Here is a 21,448-nt window from a genome sequence, read left to right as displayed (position 1 = left end):
ATGGAGATGATATGATGAACGCTGAAATTATTGGAGTCGGCTCTGAGCTGCTGCTTGGGCAAATTGCCAATACAAACGCTCAGTATTTATCGAAAAAATTAGCCGAACTTGGAATTAATGTTTACTATCATACAGTAGTAGGAGATAATGCACAGCGCTTGAAAGAAGTGATTGTTACAGCTCAAACACGTGCAGAGTTAATTATTTTCACAGGCGGGCTTGGTCCTACAAAAGATGATTTAACAAAAGAAACAATTGCGAGTGTGCTAGGAGTAGAGTTGACAACAAATGCGGAAGCACTTGAAAGCATTGAAGCCTATTTCAAACAGTCAAATCGTATCATGACACCTAACAATAAAAAACAGGCAATTGTACTTGAAGGTTCGACAGTGCTCCCTAATGATTACGGAATGGCTCCAGGTATGGGGCTTACAGTAGAGGGAAAACACTATATGCTATTCCCAGGGCCGCCAAAAGAGCTCTATCCAATGTATGAAGCATATGGTCAAGAATTTTTAGCTCAAAAGCTTGAATTAAAAGAAAGTATTGAATCACGCGTTCTTCGTTTTTTCGGAATAGGAGAATCACAGCTTGAGACGGAAATTGAAGATTTGCTTGATGCGCAAACAAACCCGACGATTGCACCGCTTGCAGGAGATGGAGAAGTGACGCTTCGCTTAACTGCTAAGCACGCTGATGCTGCTGAAGCACAGCGCATGTTAGACGAAGTGGAAAAAACCATTTCAGAGCGCGTAGGCGAGTATTTATATGGATACGAAGCAACTTCTTTACATAATGAATTGGTAAAAGAATTAACGGCACAAGGTTTGACGATTGCTTCAGCCGAAAGTTTAACCGGCGGGTTATTCAGCGAACGTTTAACAACTGTTTCAGGTGCTGGAGAAGTTGTTAAAGGCAGCCTGGTAGCCTATCATTATGAAATCAAGCAAAATATTCTCGGAGTGAGCGAACACACGCTGAATCAGTACGGAGCCGTTAGCGAGCAGTGCGCGGCTGAAATGGCTCAGCGTATTCAACAGTTATACAAAACGGATATTGGCATCGGTTTTACGGGTGTAGCTGGACCCTCTAAACAAGAAGGACACCCTGTAGGAACAGTGCATATAGGGGTCGCTTATAAGGATCAAACTCCTCAAGTTTACAGTTTGCAGCTATCTGGAAGGCGCCAAGGAATTCGTTCACGAACGGTTAATTACGGCTGTCATTACGTATTGAAGACGATAAAAAAATAAAGAAAAAAGGCTGCTTAGTTTTACCAAAGCAGCCTTTTTTTAATTTTATAAAAAACGAACATTTATTCGCTTTTTGCTTGTCAAACGACCCAAAAACTAGTATAGTAAGTTATAGAAAGTTGTTAATTCGACATTGCTACTACATCGTAGTAAGTTTGCAGTTTATAGATGATTTCAAAGAGATAGAGGAGGAAATTGAGTGAACGATCGTCAAGCAGCCCTTGATATGGCTTTAAAGCAAATTGAAAAGCAATTTGGTAAAGGTTCAATTATGAAATTAGGTGAACAAACGGAAAAAAGAATTTCTACAATTCCAAGTGGTTCATTAGCATTAGATATAGCTTTAGGCGTAGGTGGATATCCACGTGGACGTGTGGTGGAAGTATATGGCCCAGAAAGCTCAGGTAAAACAACAGTTGCTCTTCACGCGATTGCAGAAGTTCAACAGCAGGGCGGACAGGCTGCATTTATCGATGCGGAGCACGCGTTAGATCCTGTATATGCTCAAAAATTAGGTGTTAATATTGATGAGCTGTTATTATCTCAGCCTGATACAGGAGAACAAGCTTTAGAAATCGCTGAAGCTTTAGTTCGAAGCGGCGCAGTAGATATTATTGTTGTTGACTCAGTAGCAGCGTTAGTGCCAAAAGCGGAAATTGAAGGAGAAATGGGAGACTCTCACGTGGGTCTACAAGCTCGTTTAATGTCTCAAGCATTGCGTAAACTATCTGGAGCTATCAACAAGTCTAAAACAATCGCTATCTTTATTAACCAAATTCGTGAAAAAGTCGGCGTAATGTTTGGTAACCCTGAAACAACTCCTGGTGGACGTGCGCTTAAATTCTACTCTTCAGTGCGTCTAGAAGTGCGTCGTGCAGAGCAGTTAAAGCAAGGAAATGATATCGTAGGTAACAAAACAAGAATTAAAGTTGTGAAAAATAAAGTAGCTCCGCCTTTCCGTGCTGCCGAAGTAGATATTATGTACGGAGAAGGTATTTCAAAAGAGGGTGAAATTTTGGATATCGCTTCTGAACTAGATATTGTCCAAAAAAGTGGATCTTGGTATTCATATAATGACGAGCGTCTAGGTCAAGGCCGTGAAAATGCAAAGCAATTCTTAAAAGAAAATACTGATATTCGTCAGGAAATTGCGGGACAAGTGCGTGAACATCATGGTTTAGACCAAGATGGAGAGCCAGCTCCTGAGGATGACGATCAAGGCGATTTAAATATTTAATTTGCTGCGAGATAAAAAAAAGACTCCTCTATTTCAAAGAAGGGGTCTTTTTTTTGTAAAAATTGTTAATGCTAGAAAAGTAACATGCGAAATTTCAATATATACTGTAGAGGCAGGCTTGACAATAAAAATGCACAGATTTACAATTAAGATGTATATTTTCCCTTTTTAAAACATTTTAGCGTTTAAAAGCCTTTGTGTGTATATTGAAAGGTGAATACGATGTACATGCCGACATGAAATTTAAAACTTACAAGTTTATAGCAAGGGGAGGTGAAATGATGGATACTAATACAATCATCTTCGCTTTGCTTGGCCTAATCGTCGGTGCAGTTGTTGGCTTTTTTGTTTGTAAATCGATTGCTGAAGCTAAAATTGCGGGAGCAAAGTCTAGTGCAGAACAAATTATTGATGAAGGAACCCGCGAGGCGGAAGCTTTGAAAAAAGAAGCTTTACTAGAAGCGAAGGATGAAATCCATCAGCTTCGTACAGAGGCAGAACAAGATATTCGTGATCGTCGAGCAGAACTTCAAAAACAAGAAAATCGATTAATGCAAAAAGAGGAAAATCTTGATCGTAAAGACGAATCACTTGATAAACGTGAAGCGTTACTTGAAAAGAAAGATGATTCTCTTACTGTTAAACAACAGCATATTGAAGAGATGGAAAGCAAAGTTGAAGAAGTAGTACGTGCACAGCAAACAGAGCTAGAGCGCATTTCAAGCTTAACAAGAGAAGATGCAAGAGCGATTATTTTAGATCGTGTTGAAAATGAACTTTCTCACGACATTGCAATAATGGTAAAAGAAACAGAAAACCGTGCAAAAGAAGACGCCGATAAAAAGGCGAAAGAAATTCTTTCACTTGCTATTCAGCGTTGCGCAGCAGATCATGTTGCTGAAACGACTGTCTCAGTTGTTAACTTGCCAAATGACGAAATGAAAGGCCGAATTATCGGTCGAGAAGGTCGAAACATCCGTACGCTTGAAACTTTGACAGGAATTGATCTTATTATTGATGATACGCCAGAAGCAGTTATTTTATCAGGATTTGACCCAATTCGTCGTGAGACAGCAAGAATTGCACTTGATAAACTCGTTCAAGATGGTCGTATCCATCCCGCACGTATTGAAGAAATGGTTGAAAAATCTCGCCGCGAAGTGGACGAATATATTCGTGAAGTCGGTGAACAAACGACGTTTGAAGTCGGTGTTCATGGGTTGCACCCAGACTTGATGAAAATTCTTGGTCGCTTAAAATTCAGAACAAGCTATGGTCAAAATGTGCTGAAACATTCAATGGAAGTAGCGCATTTATCAGGACTTATGGCTGCTGAATTAGGTGAAGATGAAACGTTAGCCAAACGAGCAGGGTTGTTACATGATATTGGTAAAGCAATTGACCATGAGGTAGAAGGAAGCCACGTAGAAATCGGTGTTGAATTAGCTACAAAGTATAAAGAACATCCGGTTGTTATTAATGCGATTGCTTCTCACCATGGAGATACAGAACCAACATCAATCATTGCTGTACTAGTTGCAGCAGCGGATGCATTATCTGCTGCAAGACCAGGTGCTCGCAGTGAGACGTTAGAAAACTACATTCGTCGTCTTGAAAAGTTAGAAGAAATTTCAGAGTCTTATGAAGGCGTTGAAAAATCATTTGCAATTCAAGCAGGGCGTGAAGTTCGTATTATGGTGAAACCAGATACGATTGGTGATCTAGAAGCGCATCGACTTGCTCGAGATATCCGAAAACGAATTGAAGATGAGCTGGATTATCCTGGCCACATCAAAGTAACGGTTATTCGCGAAACAAGAGCAGTAGAGTATGCAAAATAAAAATGAAGTGGCGTTTCGCCACTTTATTTTTTTTCGTAGAGATGAAGATGCAGATTAAGAATGAAGTATAGGAGCTTTTACATGAGAATTTTATTTATTGGAGACGTAGTTGGTTCTCCAGGCCGTGAAATGGTTGAAGAATATTTACCGAGATTAAAAAGAAAATACTCTCCGGGACTTACAATTGTGAATGGAGAAAATGCAGCTTCAGGAAAAGGAATTACCGAAAAGATTTATCGTCAGTTCTTACAAGCAGGGGCTAACATTATTACTCTTGGTAACCATGCGTGGGACAAACGTGAAATTTTTGATTTTATTGACGATGCAAAAAATCTTGTTCGTCCAGCAAATTTTCCTGAAGGTACACCTGGCAAAGGAATTACGTATTTTACGTACAATCAGCTTGAGGTAGCCGTGATTAATTTACAAGGGCGTACGTTTATGGCTCCGCTCGATTGTCCATTTCAAAAAGCAGATGAATTAATTGAAGAAGCACGCCAGCGCACTCCGCTTATTTTTATTGATTTTCATGCTGAAACAACAAGTGAAAAGCAAGCGATTAGCTGGTATGTGGACGGTCGTGTCAGCGCTGTTGTCGGCACTCATACGCATGTTCAAACAGCTGACAATCGTATATTGCCAAAAGGAACAGCCTACATCTCTGACGTAGGAATGACGGGACCTTATGACGGCATTTTAGGGATGGAGCGCGAAGCAGTTATTAAGCGTTTTTTAACGTCTCTTCCTGTTCGATTTGAAGTGCCAAAAGAAGGAAGAACGCAGCTTAGTGGAATCGTTATTGATATTGATCAAAAGACGGGGAAAGCAACAAAAACAGAGCGAATTTTAATTAACGAAGATCATCCGTTTTTTGAATAAAGGGAAAAAGTCAATGTGTCGAAAGGCGATACATTGGCTTTTTTATTTTGTCAAAAACGTAAAAAGAAAAAAGAAAGGTGTAGAAATATAAGTTTTTGAATATTTAGGAAAAACAAGCAGGAATACGTTTGACATATCGTGAATATAGTAACATTGAAATCAATTAAGTCATTGGTCTAATGATCTCTCATCATACATTGTAAAGAATAAGGAGGAGCTAGATATGGAAATATTAAAAGTTTCAGCAAAGTCTAATCCAAATTCAGTTGCTGGTGCCTTAGCAGGCGTGCTGCGCGAACGCGGCGCAGCAGAAATTCAAGCCATTGGGGCCGGGGCACTTAATCAAGCAGTAAAAGCTGTAGCAATCGCAAGAGGGTTCGTTGCACCAAGTGGGGTTGATTTAATCTGCATCCCAGCTTTTACAGATATTCAAATTGATGGAGAAGAGCGAACAGCCATTAAATTAATTGTAGAGCCGCGATAATTATAAAAACCACGGACCTGTAAAGCATAGAAGCCAAACAGGTCCTTTTTGTATAGAGTTAAAGGGGTGTTGGTTGTGATATTTGATGCTCATTGCGATGTATTAATGAAGCTCTGGTTAAATAAACGTTTATCTTTTACATATGATTCAGCGCTGCATGTTACGTTAGAAGGCATAAAAAAAGCAAAAGGGAAAGTTCAGCTATTCGCTATTTATATTCCAGAAGCGGTTCCGGCAGCTCAGCGCTTTGATGTTGTGTTAGAAATGATTCAGCTGTTTCAGAGTCATATTTTATCGCTTCCCGGTGTAAAATGGGTTCGTTCAAAGCACGATATAGATAGCTTGAAAAAAGGTGAACTTGGAGCCATGCTGACGCTTGAAGGGTGCGATGTCATTGATACAAGTTTAGTTCGCTTAAAGACACTTTTTTCACTGGGTGTACGTTCAGTAGGCTTGACATGGAATTACAGCAATGCTGTATGTGACGGTATTTTAGAACCTCGAGGCGCGGGGTTATCTTCTTTTGGAAGAGAAGTTGTTGAATTGAATAATGAACATAAAGTGTGGACGGATGTCTCTCATTTATCGGTAAGAGGTTTTTGGGATGTGATTGAGCTAGCGCAATATGTAGTGGCTACTCATTCCAATTCACACGTATTGTGTTCTCATCCCCGGAATTTAAGAGACGATCAAATTCATGCTTTAATAAAGCGAAACGGCGTGATTGGCATTACGTTTGTCCCTGAATTTTTAACGAGCTCTGCCAAAGCGCAAATAGCGGATGTGATCCGTCACCTTGATTACATGTGTGAAAGAGGAGGCGAATACTCCGTTGGTTTTGGCTCTGACTTTGACGGCATTGACAAAACGGTTCATCGTCTCGGAAGATATGAACAGTATACGAATTTAATCGAAGAACTCCTTAAGCATTACACTGAGGAGCAGGTAAAACGTTTTCTGTTTCAAAACTTTGCTGATCGTGTATGCAGCTAATAAAAAAAGAGCTTTTTCTTCTTGGGAAAGCTCTTTTTTTATAGAAGATATTTATATACTAATGCCTCATTTGAAGACAGAAAAGATCATTAAAAAACTTCATCTTATTCATTAAATATAAATATAATTAAAACGATTGAGAATTCAATGGAAAGGGTTGCATTTTTCTGGCAATCGGAATAAAATTGAAAACGGATTATGGAGCTGCTCAAGCAGAAACGTATCCTGTACAGCGACAAGGTGCTGTGGGAGTTTTGCGAATGATTTTGGTTCGTGAAATGCAGAAGCAAATGAAATCGTTTGCTAATTTACTTTTTTCAGTTTTTATCAATAAAATAGATTTCTATATTAAGAGCAATTAAAGGAGTGGCGTTGATTTATGGTACAGCAACTTTCATGGAAAGTTGGCGGACAGCAGGGTGAGGGAATCGAAAGCACGGGAGAAATCTTTTCAACCGCTTTAAATCGATTAGGTTATTACTTATACGGCTATCGTCATTTTTCTTCTCGTATCAAAGGTGGACATACAAATAATAAGATCCGAGTGAGTACAACTCAGGTTCGATCTGTGTCAGATGATTTAGATATTTTAGTTGCGTTCGATCAGGAAACAATCGATGTAAACGTCCATGAGCTGCGCGTAGGAGGCGTTGTAATTGCAGATGCGAAATTCAACCCAAGTCTGCCCGAAACATGTACAACTGCTACGCTATACGCTGTTCCGTTTACAGAAATTGCAACGGAACTAGGAACGTCGCTAATGAAGAACATGGTTGCTGTAGGCGCTTCAAGTGCTGTGCTTCATATTGACACAGAAATATTTGAAGAAGTAGTGCTTGAAATCTTCGGTAAAAAGGGCCAAAAAGTTGTACAAAAAAACATGGAAGCTATTAAAAAAGGTGCAGATTACATTCGTGAACAGTTAGGCGAACAATTAGAAACAATGAAACTAGATCCAGCGGATGGTAAAAAACGTATGTTTATGATTGGAAACGATGCGATTGCACTAGGTGCTTTAGCCGGTGGGGCTCGTTTTATGCCAGCATATCCAATTACCCCTGCTTCAGAAATCATGGAATACTTAATTAAAAAGCTTCCTCAATTCGGTGGAACCGTTATTCAAACAGAAGATGAAATCGCAGCATGTACGATGGCTATCGGAGCTAACTATGCAGGCGTACGTGCGCTGACAGCATCAGCTGGACCTGGTCTATCATTAATGATGGAGTCGATTGGATTAGCGGGCATCACTGAGCAGCCTGTTGTGATTATTGATACGCAGCGCGGCGGTCCAAGTACAGGGCTTCCAACTAAGCAAGAACAGTCTGACTTAATGGCTATGATTTACGGTACGCACGGTGAAATTCCGAAGATCGTCATGGCGCCAAGTACGGTTGAAGAAGCATTCTACGATACGATTGAAGCGTTTAACTTAGCAGAAGAATATCAGTGTCCAGTTATTATGCTAACGGATTTACAGCTTTCACTTGGGAAACAGTCGGTAGAACCGCTTGACTATAACCGCGTTGAAATCCGCCGCGGCAAGCTTCAGCAAGGAGAGCTAGAAGAGTTGGAAGAAAAACAATATTACAAGCGCTACCGCGTAACAGAAGACGGCGTATCACCACGCGTCATTCCAGGAATGAAGCATGGCATTCATCACGTAACGGGAGTAGAACATGATGAGACAGGAAAGCCATCTGAATCTCCGGTGAACCGCGATGATCAAATGAATAAGCGTCTTCGTAAAACAAAAGGAATTCGTTTTAATACGCCAATTCATGTTCACTCTCATGAAAAAGAGTCTGATATTTTATTTGTTGGATTTAATTCGACGCGTGGAGTTATTGAAGAGGCAATGGAACGTTTGGAACAGGACGGTATAAAAGTAAATCACGCTCACATTCGTTTAATTCATCCTTTCCCAGCTGACGAACTGCTTCCTTACGTGCAAGGAGCTAAAAAAGTAGTTGTCGTTGAAAACAATGCTACTGGACAGCTTGCTAATATTTTAAAAATGAATATCGCAAGTCATGATAAAATTCAAAGCGTATTGAAGTACGATGGAAATCCATTTCTTCCGCAAGAAGTATACGCAAAAAGTAAGGAGATGTTTGTGTTAAATGGCAACGTTTAAAGATTTTCGTAACAGTGTAAAACCTAACTGGTGTCCGGGGTGTGGAGATTTCTCCGTACAAGCAGCCATTCAACGCGCATCTGCTAACGTAGGTTTAGAACCTCATGAGCTTGCTGTTATTTCAGGTATTGGATGTTCTGGACGTATCTCTGGTTATATTAATTCATATGGTTTTCACGGTATTCACGGACGTGCGCTTCCAATCGCTCAAGGTGTAAAAATGGCTAATCGTGACTTAACCGTTATCGCATCTGGCGGTGATGGAGATGGATTTGCTATCGGTATGGGACACACGGTACATGCGATTCGCCGAAACATCGATGTAACGTATATCGTAATGGATAACCAAATCTATGGTTTAACAAAAGGACAAACATCTCCTCGCAGTGAAGTAGGATTCAAGACAAAAAGTACGCCTGAAGGATCAATCGAGTCGTCTTTATCTGTCATGGAGCTGGCGTTAACTTCTGGAGCAACGTTTGTAGCGCAAAGCTTTTCAACGAATTTAAAAGAGTTAACAAGCTTAATTGAACAAGGCATTCAGCATAAAGGTTTTTCTTTAATTAACGTATTTAGCCCGTGCGTAACGTATAACAAAGTGAACACGTATGATTGGTTTAAAGAAAATCTAACTAGTCTTAGCACAATTGAAGGTTATGATGCAAACAATCGTATGCAAGCTATGCAGACGTTAATGGAGCATAATGGCTTAGTAACAGGGCTTATTTATCAAAATGCGCATCAGCCGTCGTATCAGCAGCTTGTTCACGGCTATAGTGAAGAGCCGCTGTCAAAAGCAGACTTAGGTATGACTGAGGAAAAATTTGATGAGCTAGTGGCTGAATTTATGTAAAAGAGGCTGCAATAAAAGCAGTTTAGTAGAGGGAAAATCCGAACGGTAAATTGAGATTCTTAATGGAGAATTCAGCTCGTTCGGATTTTTTCATAGTCATAGGTATAGAAAATAGGTATATGATTGTGTTCGCTACTTGAAAGTTATATACTATGTTAATGTGATGAGTTTTATGCATAAGCATAAGGCTGTCACATTTTTTTGCGATTTACAGGTGCAACGTGACAATTGTCATGGCGAAAGGAGATTTTTTTATGAACGAAAAACAACGTTTAGAAAGCAACCAAGTTAATCCAGCGGACAAAAAATCCGAAAAGGATTACAGCAAATATTTTCAAACAGTATACATGCCACCTTCTTTAAAAGATGCGAAAAAACGAGGAAAAGAAGAAGTTTCCTATCACAACGATTTTGCAATCGATGAACAGTTTCATGGAATGGGACAGGGACGTAAGTTTTATATCCGTACGTACGGCTGTCAAATGAATGAGCACGATACAGAAGTAATGGCTGGTATTTTTCTAGGCCTTGGCTACGAGCCGACTGACTCTGTTGAAGATGCTCATGTTATTTTATTGAATACGTGTGCGATCCGTGAAAATGCGGAAAATAAAGTGTTTGGTGAATTAGGACACTTGAAGGCCTTAAAGCGCGAGCGTCCTGAGCTATTAATCGGCGTCTGCGGATGTATGTCTCAAGAAGAGTCAGTTGTAAATAAAATTTTACAAAAACATCAGCACGTGGATATGATTTTTGGTACACATAACATTCACCGTTTGCCTCACATTTTGAACGAAGCATACTTAGCAAAAGAAATGGTGATTGAAGTATGGTCTAAAGAAGGGGACGTTATTGAAAACCTTCCAAGAGCACGTAAAGGCAGCGTCAAAGCATGGGTTAACATCATGTACGGCTGTGACAAGTTCTGTACGTACTGTATCGTTCCGTATACGCGAGGAAAAGAACGAAGCCGCCGTCCAGAAGATATTATCCAAGAAGTACGTCATTTAGCTGCTCAAGGCTACAAAGAAATTACGCTTCTAGGCCAAAACGTTAATGCATACGGAAAAGATTTTGAAGACATGACGTACGGCTTAGGCGACTTAATGGACGAAATCCGTAAAATTGACGTTGCTCGTATCCGTTTTACAACAAGTCATCCTCGTGACTTTGATGATCGTTTAATTGAAGTTCTTGCTAAAGGTGGAAATCTTGTCGATCACATTCACTTGCCTGTTCAATCAGGAAGCAGTGATATCTTAAAAATTATGGCACGAAAATATTCTCGTGAACATTATTTAGAGCTTGTTCGTAAAATTAAAGAAGCCATTCCAACGGCATCATTAACAACTGATATTATTGTTGGTTTCCCAAATGAAACGGATGAGCAGTTTGAAGAAACAATGTCGCTATATCGTGAGGTTGAATTTGATAGTGCTTATACGTTTATTTATTCACCTCGTGAAGGTACGCCGGCTGCTAAGATGCAAGACAACGTACCAATGGAAGTGAAAAAAGAGCGTCTTCAGCGTTTAAATGCTCTTGTAAATGAAATTTCTGCAAAGAAATTGAAGGAATATGAAGGTAAAGTTGTCGAAGTATTAGTAGAAGGTGAAAGTAAAAATAATCCGGAAGTACTAGCAGGCTACACGGAAAAAAGTAAGCTTGTAAACTTCAAAGCACCTAAGTCAGTGATTGGGCAACTTGTAAAAGTAAAAGTTACAAAAGCCAAAACATGGACATTAAACGGGGAAATGGTAGAAGAAACAGCAGAGGTGAAGTAATATGGCGCAGTATAACAAGAGTGACGTAATTAAACGTGCTCAAGAGCTGGCAAAAATGATTGCTGAAACGGAAGAAGTAGATTTCTTCAAGCGTGCCGAAGCTCAGCTTAACGAAAATCAAAAAGTGCGTGAAACCATTGCAAGCATTAAAAGTTTGCAAAAACAAGCTGTTAATTTCCAACATTATGGTAAAACAGAAGCGTTAAAACAAGTGGAGGCAAAAATCGATCGTTTACAGGAAGAACTGGATGAACTGCCGATTATTCAGCAGTTTCAAGAGTCTCAAATAAACGTGAATGATTTGCTTCAACTTGTCGCTAACACTATTTCAAACACAGTAACAGATGAAATTATTGTGTCAACAGATGGTGATTTACTGCGTGGTGAAACAGGTTCACAGGTGCGAAACAGCCCTGGATCTAGCTGCTCATAAAGAAAAAATGCCTTAGCAAATTGCTGAGGCATTTTTTTGTGCATCACGTGTGCATTATGTGGCATGAAAATTGGGCAGATTTTCTCTCTAATAATTGTCACGTTTTTCTATATCCTTGCATACAATGGAACATAGGTTTTTTATGCCTTAAACCTAGTTTCTTAAAAATAATGTGCAAACAAGTGAATGAGCCTGCATAGGATGAAATGAAGATAGTTTGAGGAGGGTATGCTCACATGTCACAACACTATAGAGAAATTATTACAAAAGCAGTCGTAGGTAAAGGTCGCAAGTTTACACAATCGTCTCATACGCTTGCACCGAAAAATCGACCAACAAGCATCTTAGGATGCTGGGTGATTAACCATGAGTACAAAGCAAAGAAAAGCGGCAGCAATGTAGAAGTTGACGGCAGATATGATATTAACATCTGGTATTCGTACAATAATAATACAAAAACCGAAGTTTGGACGGAAACCGTATCATACAAAGATAATATTAAGCTGCGCTATAAAGACGAAGATTCGATTGGAGACGATTACGAAGTAATTGTTCGCGTGCTGCAGCAGCCAAATTGCCTAGAGTGCACAATTTCACCAAATGGCAATAAAACGATTGTTCAAGTAGAGAGAGAATTGTTGGCGGAAGTGATTGGCGAAACCAAGGTTTGTGTTGCAGTAAATCCGAAAGGCTGCGATGATGAAGACGAGTTTGATTTAGACGTAGATGACGATGAATTTGAAGATTTAGATCCTGATTTTATATTAGGAGACGATGAGTAACTAGGAAGAAGTTCTTCCTAGTTTTTTTATTTTTACTATTTTAAGAAAATTCTTATAAAAATAAAAAAATATATTGCTTTTTGTCGAATGCGCAGTGTATAGTAAATCTAAAGAAAATAATGCATTAATTTTCAGAAAATTTAGTTATATCAGATAAGTATTTTTTGGGGGTTTACTATGAGCTTATTTCGTAAAAAATCAATTCAAACGTTAATTAGTGAAACCAACTCTAAAGGTGTTAAATTAAAAAAGGATTTAGGCGCTTTCGATTTAACAATGTTAGGAATTGGAGCCATTATCGGAACCGGAATTTTTGTATTAACGGGCGTAGCCGCCGCTGAACATGCCGGTCCAGCTTTAGTTATATCTTTCATTATGTCAGGACTTGCGTGTGTGTTTGCAGCTCTTTGTTATGCGGAGTTTGCCTCAACAGTTCCCGTTTCAGGAAGTGCATACACTTACAGTTATGCAACATTTGGTGAATTAATCGCTTGGATTTTAGGGTGGGATCTGATCTTGGAATACGGTCTTGCTTCTTCTGCTGTAGCGAGCGGATGGTCGGGATATTTCCAAGGATTGTTAGCAGGGTTTGGCATACATTTTCCAAAAGCTTTAACAAGTGCATACAATCCTGCAAACGGCACGTACGTTGATATTCCAGCAATTATGATTGTTTTCTTAATTACCTTGCTTTTAACACAAGGAGTAAAAAAATCTTCACGTTTTAATGCTATCATGGTTATTATTAAACTGGCTGTTGTACTTCTGTTTATCGTAGTAGGAGTTAGCTATGTTAAGCCAGAAAACTGGACGCCGTTTATGCCGTTTGGTTTCTCGGGAGTAGCGACAGGAGCAGCAACTGTATTCTTCGCCTACATTGGATTTGATGCTGTAGCAACAGCGGCCGAGGAAGTACGTAAGCCTCAGCGAGATATGCCGATCGGAATCATTGCATCTCTTGCGATTTGTACAGTCCTTTATATCGTCGTATCGCTTATCTTAACAGGGATCGTACCTTATACAGAATTAAATGTCAAAAACCCTGTAGCATTTGCTTTAAGCTACATTAACCAAGACTGGGTAGCAGGATTTATTTCATTAGGTGCAATTGTTGGTATTACAACGGTATTACTCGTTATGATGTATGGACAAACTCGTTTATTTTATGCGATCAGTCGAGATGGTCTATTGCCGAAGCCTTTTTCAAAAATCAGTGAGAAAAAACAAACGCCAGTAGTAAATACGTGGATTACATGTTTACTAGTATCTATCTTCTCTGGTTTAGTACCATTAGGAAGATTAGCAGAGTTAACAAATATCGGTACTCTTTTTGCTTTCATGACTGTATCAATTGGAATTTTATATTTACGTAAATCAAAACAAACTTCAGAATCGACTGGTTTCCGCGTACCATTCGTGCCGGTGATTCCAATTTTAGCTTTTGTGTTCTGTTTATACTTAGCACTTCAGCTTCCAAAGTTAACATGGATTAGTTTCGTAATTTGGCTTGTACTAGGGCTAGTGGTTTACTTCTTATACGGACGTAAGCATAGTCATTTGAACAGCAGTAAATAATGAAAAGCTTCGGACAAGCTTCTTCCTTCGTCCGAAGCTTTTTTATTTGTTTGATGAAAAGAAATTGAAGATTGTTCTATTTGAATAAATTAAGTTTAAGAAAGACTTATGTTATAATACGTGTAGCAAAAACGCACAACTAGATGTGGTATGGAGGAATAGTATGGCAGCGTATACGCCAATGATACAGCAATATTTGAGAATTAAGGCAGAGTATCAAGATGCCTTTTTATTTTTTAGATTAGGTGATTTTTATGAAATGTTCTTTGAAGATGCTACGACAGCTTCTCAAGAACTTGAAATAACATTGACAAGTCGAGACGGAGGAGGACAAGAGCGAATTCCGATGTGCGGGGTTCCGTATCACTCTGCTCCTACGTATATCGAGCGTTTAATTGAAAAGGGATTTAAAGTAGCTATTTGTGAGCAAGTAGAAGACCCTAAGCATGCAAAAGGTGTTGTAAAGCGAGAAGTGGTGCAGGTGATTTCACCCGGAACACTGATGAACGAACGCGGACTGCATGAAAAGGAAAATAACTATATTTGTTCTGTTACTGCGTTCGAGGATCAAACGTTTGGTCTTGCTCTTTCTGATTTGTCTACAGGAGAAAACAGCGTAACGCTTGTTAGTTCGTTTCACGATATCGTCTCAGAAATTTATGCAAAAGAAGCAAAAGAAGTTGTTGTAAGCTCTGAGTTTCCTGCTGACTTATTACAAACACTAAAAGAGCGCATGACGATTACCATTTCTTATGAGAATAGTACAGATCAAGTAGAAGGACTAGATTATTTAGTAGAGTCGCTTCAGCAGCAAAAGCTTATTACAACGTTTGCGCGTATTCTTCAGTATTTAACTCGCACGCAGAAGCGTTCGCTTGAGCACTTACAGCCCGTGCAGTTTTATCAAATCAATGAATATATGAAAATTGATTTGTTCTCTAAGCGAAACCTAGAGTTAACCGAAACGATTCGTTCAAAAGGAAAGAAAGGCTCGCTTCTATGGCTATTAGACCAGACCGTTACGGCAATGGGCGGCCGTTTATTAAAAAATTGGATTGACCGTCCGCTTTTAAAACAAGCGGATATTGATAATCGTTTGAATATGGTAGATGTCTTAATGAAACAGTTTTTTGAACGAGAAGAACTGCGTGAGTTGCTAAAAGACGTATATGATTTAGAACGCTTAGCTGGTCGAGTAGCTTTTGGGAATGTAAATGCTCGTGATTTAATTCAATTAAAAAAATCATTGCAAAATGTGCCTCATATTCAAGAGGTTGTGAATCGTTTGAATCATCCTTATGCCACAAAGCTTGTTGAAGACATTGATCCTTGTGAGCGATTAGCTAATCTTCTTGAAAGAGGATTAAAAGAGCACCCTCCTTTGTCAATTAAAGAAGGAGACATTATTAATGACGGCTATCATGAACAGCTTGATCAATACCGAGATGCAAGCCGAAACGGAAAAACATGGATTGCGTCACTTGAACAGCAAGAGCGTGAGAAAACAGGGATTCGCTCACTGAAAATTGGTTATAATCGCGTGTTCGGCTATTATATAGAAGTAACGCGGGCAAATCTGCATCTTTTGCCTGAAGGAATGTATGAACGAAAACAGACGTTAACCAATGCAGAACGTTTTATTACGCCTGAGCTGAAAGAAAAAGAAGCGCTGATTTTAGAAGCGGAAGAGAAAATTGTAGAGCTGGAATATGAATTGTTTTTACAAATTCGTGAAGAAGTAAAAGCATATATTCCAAGGCTGCAAGAACTTGCTAAAAAAGTAAGTGAGCTTGACGTACTGCAGTGCTTTGCAAAAATCAGTGAAGAACGTCATTACACGAAGCCTATTTTTTCAAGTGAAGACATTTCGATTCAAAATGGACGCCATCCAGTAGTAGAAAAAGTAATGAATTCGCAGGAATATGTGCCAAACGACTGTCAAATGACGGATGATAGTTCAATTTTACTGATTACAGGACCAAATATGTCTGGTAAAAGTACGTACATGCGTCAGGTCGCTTTAACGGCGATATTAGCTCAAATTGGCTGTTTTGTGCCAGCTGACGAAGCGGTTCTGCCGATTTTTGATCAAGTGTTTACGCGTATCGGAGCGGCTGATGACTTAATTTCAGGCCAAAGTACGTTTATGGTCGAGATGCTAGAAACGAAGAATGCAGTGACAAATGCCACTCAGTCGAGTCTGATCCTGTTAGATGAAATTGGACGGGGCACGTCTACGTATGACGGAATGGCTCTTGCTCAAGCAATTATTGAATACGTTCATGAACATATTGGCTGTAAGACACTATTTTCTACTCATTATCATGAATTAACCGTACTCGATGAGTCGCTTCCTGCGCTTAAAAATGTTCATGTAAGCGCGGTTGAAAAAAATGGGAAAGTCGTCTTTTTACACAAAATCAAAGATGGTGCCGCAGATAAAAGCTATGGTATTCACGTAGCGGAACTAGCAGAACTTCCAGATCCGCTTCTGGAGAGAGCTCGCGTCATCTTACACGATTTAGAACAATTTTCTGAGCGTGAACCTGTACGTCAGGCTCCAAAAAGAGAAGAGATAACACAACAAGTTCCACAAGAAGGTGCTTCTTTGGTTCAAGAAGAACGTGCAGATCGTAAAAAAGCAGATGAAGCCAATCAGCTTTCGTTCTTTGAAATGGAAGAGAAAAAAGAAAAGCCTGCGCTTTCAAAACGTGAAAAAGCAATTATCGATCGTTTAAAAGAGCTCGATATTTTAGAAATGACGCCTTTAGACGCAATGAATGCGATGTATGAACTGCAAAAATCATTAAAAAAGAAATAGATTGAGAGGAGTGAGTCTGTGGGTAAAATTGTGCAGCTTTCAGACGAACTTTCAAATAAAATTGCTGCCGGAGAGGTTGTTGAACGACCTGCTTCGGTGGTGAAAGAACTAGTCGAAAATGCTATTGATGCAAACAGTACAGTTATTGAAATTGAACTAGAAGAAGCTGGGCTTTCAAAAATTCGTATATTGGATAATGGAGACGGCATTGCTTCTGAAGACTGCTTGACCGCTTTTAAAAGACATGCGACAAGTAAAATCAAAACAGAACAAGATTTATTTCGAATTCGAACGTTAGGATTTCGCGGTGAAGCTTTGCCAAGTATTGCTTCGGTTTCAATGCTTGAACTCAAAACGAGTACGGGAGAAGAAGCTGGCACTCACCTTAAACTTAGAGGCGGAGAAATCGTTCATCACGAATTAACGTCAAGCCGAAAAGGTACCGAACTTGTTATTGAAAACCTATTTTTTAACACACCTGCACGTTTAAAATATATGAAGACGGTAAACACGGAGCTTGGTAACGTAACGGATGTCGTCAATCGCCTTGCGATGTCTCATCCTGAAGTTTCAATTCGGCTGATGCATCAAGGAAGACAGCTTCTGTATACGAACGGAAGCGGAGATGTGCGCCAAGTGCTTGCAGCTATTTATGGAATGGCAGTGGCTAAAAAAATGATTCCGATTAACGTTCAGTCTCTTGATTATGAAGTGAATGGTTACGTTGCTCTTCCTGAAATTACACGAGCTTCTCGCAACTATATGTCCACCATTATTAACGGTCGTTTTGTTAAAAACTACGGGTTGTTAAAAGCGGTACAGCAGGGCTATCATACCCTTTTACCTATCGGCCGTTTTCCAATCGTGTTTTTAACCATTACAATGGACCCTTTGTTAGTGGACGTGAATGTTCATCCAGCGAAACTAGAAGTGCGTTTAAGTAAAGAAGCGGAGCTGTTTGAGCTTATTGAACAAGGAGTAAAAGCTGCTTTTAAAAAGCAGCAGTTAATTCCGGATGCTGTAGTACCAACCAAGTCAAAATCAGCTGTGCAGCCAACTGAGCAGCAGACCTTTACATTTGATCATCAGTCTAAACCGTCTGGCTATCAGCCGTCTGATACGGTTCGCGAGCCTAGCTTTAAGGAGACTACCGCTCGTGTAGACGAGATCATGCCGCCTGTTAAAACAGAGGTCATACGTCAAGATGAAGAACTTGAGCCAACGTTTCGAGAAATAGAACACTATGAAGAATCGGTGGAAGAAAACGCACCTATTCCAGAACCAAACCGTTCAGCTAAAGAGCAGCCAGAACCGCGTGTTCCTGCGATGTACCCAATTGGACAAATGCACGGAACGTATATTTTGGCACAAAATGAAAAAGGATTATTTATTATTGATCAGCACGCGGCGCAGGAGAGAATTAAGTACGAATATTTTAAGCGAAAGCTTGGAGAAGTAGATTCAGAAGTTCAAGAACTGCTTATGCCGCTTACGCTAGAGTTCTCGGGAAATGAAGCCTTGATTTTAGAAGAATACAAAGACATGCTTGCTGAAGTAGGAGTTTTTTTAGAACCGTTTGGACAAAACTCCTATATCGTTCGCTCACATCCGCAGTGGTTTCCAAAAGGAGAGGAACAGGAAACCATTGAAGAAATGATTCAGCAAATCTTTACGATGAAACGAGTCAATATCGAGAAGTTACGAGAAGAAGCGGCTATTATGATGAGCTGTAAAGGATCGATTAAAGCGAATCATCATTTGCGAAACGATGAGATTTTTGCTTTACTTGAAACGTTAAGAAAAACAACGGATCCATTTACGTGTCCGCACGGACGACCAATTATTATTCATCATTCGACGTATGAAATGGAAAAAATGTTTAAGCGAGTGATGTAGGCAATGCGGCTAGCTGCAGCTAGCCGCTTTGTTGAATAAATCATGACCATTTGGATAAAATGGAATGATGTGAATGCCTATAGATGAAAGTAGTGTTGTTATGACGGGAGAGAAACCAAAACTTATTGTCATTATTGGACCAACTGCGGTTGGTAAAACAAAATTAAGCATTGAACTTGCCAAACAGTTAGACGGAGAAATTATTTCAGGTGATTCGATGCAAATTTATAAAGGGATGGATATCGGAACAGCAAAGGTGTCAGAAGAAGAGATGCAGGGTGTTCCCCATTACCTGATCGATATTAAGGAGCCGGATGAATCGTTTTCTGTGGCAGAATTTCAAGAGATTGTAAGAAAACAAATCGATGATATTCATGCTAGAGGAAAAATGCCGATGATTGTTGGAGGGACGGGTCTTTATATTCAATCCGTTATTTATGATTATCAGTTCACAGAAACGCCTAGTGATGAAAAAGTTCGTGAACGAATGGAAGTATTTATTAAAGCTCATGGCATTGACCCCCTGTATGAGAAGCTCAAAGAAATTGACCCAGACAGTGCGGCTGCTATTCATAAAAATAACCATCGCCGTGTAATTCGAGCGCTTGAAGTTTATGAAGTAACCGGCAAAAAATTCAGTGACTATACAAAAGAACAGTCGCAAGAGTTATTATACGATGTAACCATTATTGGACTTACAATGGATCGAGACGTATTATATGAGAGAATTAATCACCGAGTCGATATGATGATGCAGGTTGGACTGCTTGAGGAAGTCAAATCATTGTACGAAAGTGGTCTGCATGATGTACAATCAATTCAAGCTATCGGCTACAAAGAGCTTTATGCTTATTTTGAGGGACGCTGTACGCTCGAAGAAGCCGTTGAACAGTTGAAACAAAATTCACGCAGATATGCAAAGCGTCAGTTAACATGGTTTCGAAATAAAATGCCTGTAAAATGGATAGAGATGGAAGTTGACAAATTTCCCGAAAAGTTTGCTGAAATTTTTACATATATTGCAGGAAAGCTGAAGAAAGAAGCGAATTAAGTAAACAGATAGAGAAACGAGGAGGCCGAATAATGAAACAATCAGTTAATATTCAAGATCAATTTTTAAATCAATTACGTAAAGAAAATATCTATGTGACGGTATTTCTTTTAAATGGTTTTCAATTAAGAGGACTAATTAAAGGATTTGATAATTTTACTGTGCTAATTGAATCTGAAGGAAAACAGCAGCTGATTTATAAACATGCGATTTCGACATTTGTACCAAATAAAAATATTACAGTAGAACTTGAATAGAGATTAAAGAGAAGCATCCGCATATTCGGATGCTTTTTTTATGTAAATAAAGGCTTAGAAAAGTTTCTTAACATTGTTTTTACTCATTGAACATAAACCTTATAATAGACGATTATTTCTTCGGTAATAAGAGATCATTGTCTTCGTATCGTTCATCGCATGCAGCTATGCGATACAGAGAAGTGGGATGAAACGAGAGGTGAACATGGTGGAACAGCCGATAACTCTTAAAAATAATGGGCAAATTAATATCATTTTAAATAATGAAACAAAAAAGGAAAAATCGTATACGACATCAATTCCGCGTCCTGCCAAAAAAGCTGTGATAAATCATGAGCCGCTTCGGGAAATTGAACGAGAAATGAGCGGACTGGTTGGAATGGAAGAATTGAAAAAAATGATAAAAGAAATATATGCGTGGCTATATATTAACAAAAAAAGAGAGGAACAGGGCTTAAAAGCGGGAAAGCAGGCGCTGCATATGATGTTTAAAGGAAATCCAGGAACAGGGAAAACGACGGTAGCCCGCCTGCTGGGTAAATTATTTTTGAATATGAACATCTTGTCTAAAGGACATTTAATTGAAGCAGAGCGTGCAGATTTAGTTGGAGAATACATTGGTCATACCGCTCAGAAAACGAGAGATCTTGTAAAAAAAGCGCTTGGAGGTATTTTATTTATCGATGAGGCTTATTCTCTTGCAAGAGGGGGAGAAAAAGATTTTGGAAAAGAAGCGATTGATACATTGGTCAAACATATGGAAGATTCAAATGATAAGTTTGTATTGATTTTAGCTGGTTATCCAAGAGAAATGGAAAATTTCTTAAGTCTTAATCCAGGACTGCGCTCTAGGTTTCCGTTTATTTTTGATTTTCCGGATTATGATGTTAATGAACTGATGGACATTGCGGGTCATATGATGAATGACAGGCAGTATCAGTTTAGTACAGAGGCCTATAAAAAGCTAAAAGATCATTTTATGGACGTGAAGTACAATCAGACGCCTAGGGATTTTAGTAACGGTCGATATGTGCGAAACATTATTGAACGTTCCATACGTACTCAATCCATGAGGCTTTTAGAAGAAGAAAGCTTTGAACGTAACGAGCTTTTAACTTTAACGTCAAGCGATATTCAGCTGTAAAAAAAAGCCTTTCGTCATGAAAGGCTTT

The 21,448-nt window shown here is 39.2% G+C and carries 18 protein-coding genes; all 18 read left to right on the top strand.

The genetic code is table 11. The features are described from left to right. Nucleotides 1-11 precede the first annotated feature (11 nt). The 18 genes from WKH56_RS01285 (at nt 12) to spoVK (ending at nt 21,420) form a co-directional block, all read left to right on the top strand. On the top strand, nt 12-1,253 hold the full coding sequence (locus WKH56_RS01285; RefSeq protein ID WP_048019864.1) for a competence/damage-inducible protein A: 1,242 nt from the start codon (nt 12-14) through the stop codon (nt 1,251-1,253). Between the two features lie 199 nt (nt 1,254-1,452). Beyond that, nucleotides 1,453-2,490, top strand: coding sequence for a recombinase RecA (gene recA, locus WKH56_RS01280; protein WP_013058804.1), 1,038 nt, complete (start codon nt 1,453-1,455; stop codon nt 2,488-2,490). Between the two features lie 281 nt (nt 2,491-2,771). Continuing rightward, nucleotides 2,772-4,331: a ribonuclease Y gene (rny, locus tag WKH56_RS01275; protein WP_013058803.1), complete on the top strand. Its 1,560-nt coding sequence runs from the start codon at nt 2,772-2,774 to the stop codon at nt 4,329-4,331. A gap of 81 nt (nt 4,332-4,412) precedes the next feature. After that, nucleotides 4,413-5,210, top strand: a complete 798-nt coding sequence (locus WKH56_RS01270; protein ID WP_028411380.1) for a TIGR00282 family metallophosphoesterase — start codon at nt 4,413-4,415, stop codon at nt 5,208-5,210. Between the two features lie 223 nt (nt 5,211-5,433). Beyond that, nucleotides 5,434-5,694 (top strand): stage V sporulation protein SpoVS, encoded by a 261-nt coding sequence (spoVS, locus tag WKH56_RS01265; protein WP_003181955.1) that lies wholly within the window; start codon nt 5,434-5,436, stop codon nt 5,692-5,694. A gap of 75 nt (nt 5,695-5,769) precedes the next feature. After that, nucleotides 5,770-6,687 (top strand): dipeptidase, encoded by a 918-nt coding sequence (locus WKH56_RS01260; RefSeq protein ID WP_048019865.1) that lies wholly within the window; start codon nt 5,770-5,772, stop codon nt 6,685-6,687. A 185-nt stretch (nt 6,688-6,872) separates the two neighbouring features. Continuing rightward, the gene (locus tag WKH56_RS01255) at nt 6,873-7,049 is read left to right on the top strand and encodes a hypothetical protein (RefSeq protein WP_014458494.1); all 177 of its coding nucleotides are present in this window, start codon (nt 6,873-6,875) and stop codon (nt 7,047-7,049) included. A 17-nt stretch (nt 7,050-7,066) separates the two neighbouring features. Beyond that, nucleotides 7,067-8,824, top strand: coding sequence for a 2-oxoacid:acceptor oxidoreductase subunit alpha (locus WKH56_RS01250; protein WP_310884071.1), 1,758 nt, complete (start codon nt 7,067-7,069; stop codon nt 8,822-8,824). Next, nucleotides 8,811-9,677, top strand: coding sequence for a 2-oxoacid:ferredoxin oxidoreductase subunit beta (locus tag WKH56_RS01245; RefSeq protein WP_013058799.1), 867 nt, complete (start codon nt 8,811-8,813; stop codon nt 9,675-9,677). The genes WKH56_RS01250 and WKH56_RS01245 overlap by 14 nt, the downstream gene beginning before the upstream one ends. A gap of 254 nt (nt 9,678-9,931) precedes the next feature. After that, a complete protein-coding gene (gene miaB / locus WKH56_RS01240) occupies nt 9,932-11,461 on the top strand; it encodes a tRNA (N6-isopentenyl adenosine(37)-C2)-methylthiotransferase MiaB (protein ID WP_025601388.1) in 1,530 nt (509 codons plus the stop codon). 1 nt (nt 11,462) lies between these two features. Then, nucleotides 11,463-11,894 (top strand): YlbF/YmcA family competence regulator, encoded by a 432-nt coding sequence (locus tag WKH56_RS01235; RefSeq protein WP_013058797.1) that lies wholly within the window; start codon nt 11,463-11,465, stop codon nt 11,892-11,894. Nucleotides 11,895-12,130: 236 nt separating this feature from the next. Next, nucleotides 12,131-12,676, top strand: a complete 546-nt coding sequence (locus tag WKH56_RS01230) for an outer spore coat protein CotE (RefSeq protein ID WP_013058796.1) — start codon at nt 12,131-12,133, stop codon at nt 12,674-12,676. A gap of 177 nt (nt 12,677-12,853) precedes the next feature. After that, nucleotides 12,854-14,251: a branched-chain amino acid transporter BcaP gene (gene bcaP / locus WKH56_RS01225; RefSeq protein ID WP_048019867.1), complete on the top strand. Its 1,398-nt coding sequence runs from the start codon at nt 12,854-12,856 to the stop codon at nt 14,249-14,251. A 163-nt stretch (nt 14,252-14,414) separates the two neighbouring features. After that, nucleotides 14,415-17,072 carry a DNA mismatch repair protein MutS gene (gene mutS / locus WKH56_RS01220; RefSeq protein WP_275210793.1) on the top strand — a complete coding sequence of 886 codons (2,658 nt, stop codon included), beginning with the start codon at nt 14,415-14,417 and terminating at the stop codon, nt 17,070-17,072. Nucleotides 17,073-17,090: 18 nt separating this feature from the next. Continuing rightward, nucleotides 17,091-18,968, top strand: a complete 1,878-nt coding sequence (mutL, locus tag WKH56_RS01215; RefSeq protein ID WP_028411376.1) for a DNA mismatch repair endonuclease MutL — start codon at nt 17,091-17,093, stop codon at nt 18,966-18,968. Nucleotides 18,969-19,068: 100 nt separating this feature from the next. Further along, nucleotides 19,069-20,019: a tRNA (adenosine(37)-N6)-dimethylallyltransferase MiaA gene (gene miaA, locus WKH56_RS01210; RefSeq protein WP_342834747.1), complete on the top strand. Its 951-nt coding sequence runs from the start codon at nt 19,069-19,071 to the stop codon at nt 20,017-20,019. 32 nt (nt 20,020-20,051) lie between these two features. Continuing rightward, nucleotides 20,052-20,276, top strand: coding sequence for an RNA chaperone Hfq (gene hfq, locus WKH56_RS01205; protein ID WP_013058791.1), 225 nt, complete (start codon nt 20,052-20,054; stop codon nt 20,274-20,276). Between the two features lie 205 nt (nt 20,277-20,481). Beyond that, nucleotides 20,482-21,420 (top strand): stage V sporulation protein K, encoded by a 939-nt coding sequence (spoVK, locus tag WKH56_RS01200; protein WP_223546698.1) that lies wholly within the window; start codon nt 20,482-20,484, stop codon nt 21,418-21,420. Nucleotides 21,421-21,448: the final 28 nt, after the last annotated feature.

This window comes from Priestia sp. SB1, assembly GCF_038898415.1.
This window is presented reverse-complemented; position numbering and strand designations above follow the sequence as displayed.

What these genes read in the sequence shown, in the direction of transcription:
- WKH56_RS01235 (WP_013058797.1), top strand. Translation starts at nt 11,463, where the DNA reads ATGGCGCAGTATAACAAGAGTGACGTAATTAAACGTGCTCAAGAGCTG.
- miaA (WP_342834747.1), top strand. Translation starts at nt 19,069, where the DNA reads ATGACGGGAGAGAAACCAAAACTTATTGTCATTATTGGACCAACTGCG.
- rny (WP_013058803.1), top strand. Translation starts at nt 2,772, where the DNA reads ATGGATACTAATACAATCATCTTCGCTTTGCTTGGCCTAATCGTCGGT.
- WKH56_RS01285 (WP_048019864.1), top strand. Translation starts at nt 12, where the DNA reads ATGATGAACGCTGAAATTATTGGAGTCGGCTCTGAGCTGCTGCTTGGG.
- miaB (WP_025601388.1), top strand. Translation starts at nt 9,932, where the DNA reads ATGAACGAAAAACAACGTTTAGAAAGCAACCAAGTTAATCCAGCGGAC.
- spoVS (WP_003181955.1), top strand. Translation starts at nt 5,434, where the DNA reads ATGGAAATATTAAAAGTTTCAGCAAAGTCTAATCCAAATTCAGTTGCT.
- WKH56_RS01270 (WP_028411380.1), top strand. Translation starts at nt 4,413, where the DNA reads ATGAGAATTTTATTTATTGGAGACGTAGTTGGTTCTCCAGGCCGTGAA.
- WKH56_RS01250 (WP_310884071.1), top strand. Translation starts at nt 7,067, where the DNA reads ATGGTACAGCAACTTTCATGGAAAGTTGGCGGACAGCAGGGTGAGGGA.
- WKH56_RS01230 (WP_013058796.1), top strand. Translation starts at nt 12,131, where the DNA reads ATGTCACAACACTATAGAGAAATTATTACAAAAGCAGTCGTAGGTAAA.
- bcaP (WP_048019867.1), top strand. Translation starts at nt 12,854, where the DNA reads ATGAGCTTATTTCGTAAAAAATCAATTCAAACGTTAATTAGTGAAACC.
- hfq (WP_013058791.1), top strand. Translation starts at nt 20,052, where the DNA reads ATGAAACAATCAGTTAATATTCAAGATCAATTTTTAAATCAATTACGT.
- mutS (WP_275210793.1), top strand. Translation starts at nt 14,415, where the DNA reads ATGGCAGCGTATACGCCAATGATACAGCAATATTTGAGAATTAAGGCA.
- spoVK (WP_223546698.1), top strand. Translation starts at nt 20,482, where the DNA reads ATGGTGGAACAGCCGATAACTCTTAAAAATAATGGGCAAATTAATATC.
- WKH56_RS01245 (WP_013058799.1), top strand. Translation starts at nt 8,811, where the DNA reads ATGGCAACGTTTAAAGATTTTCGTAACAGTGTAAAACCTAACTGGTGT.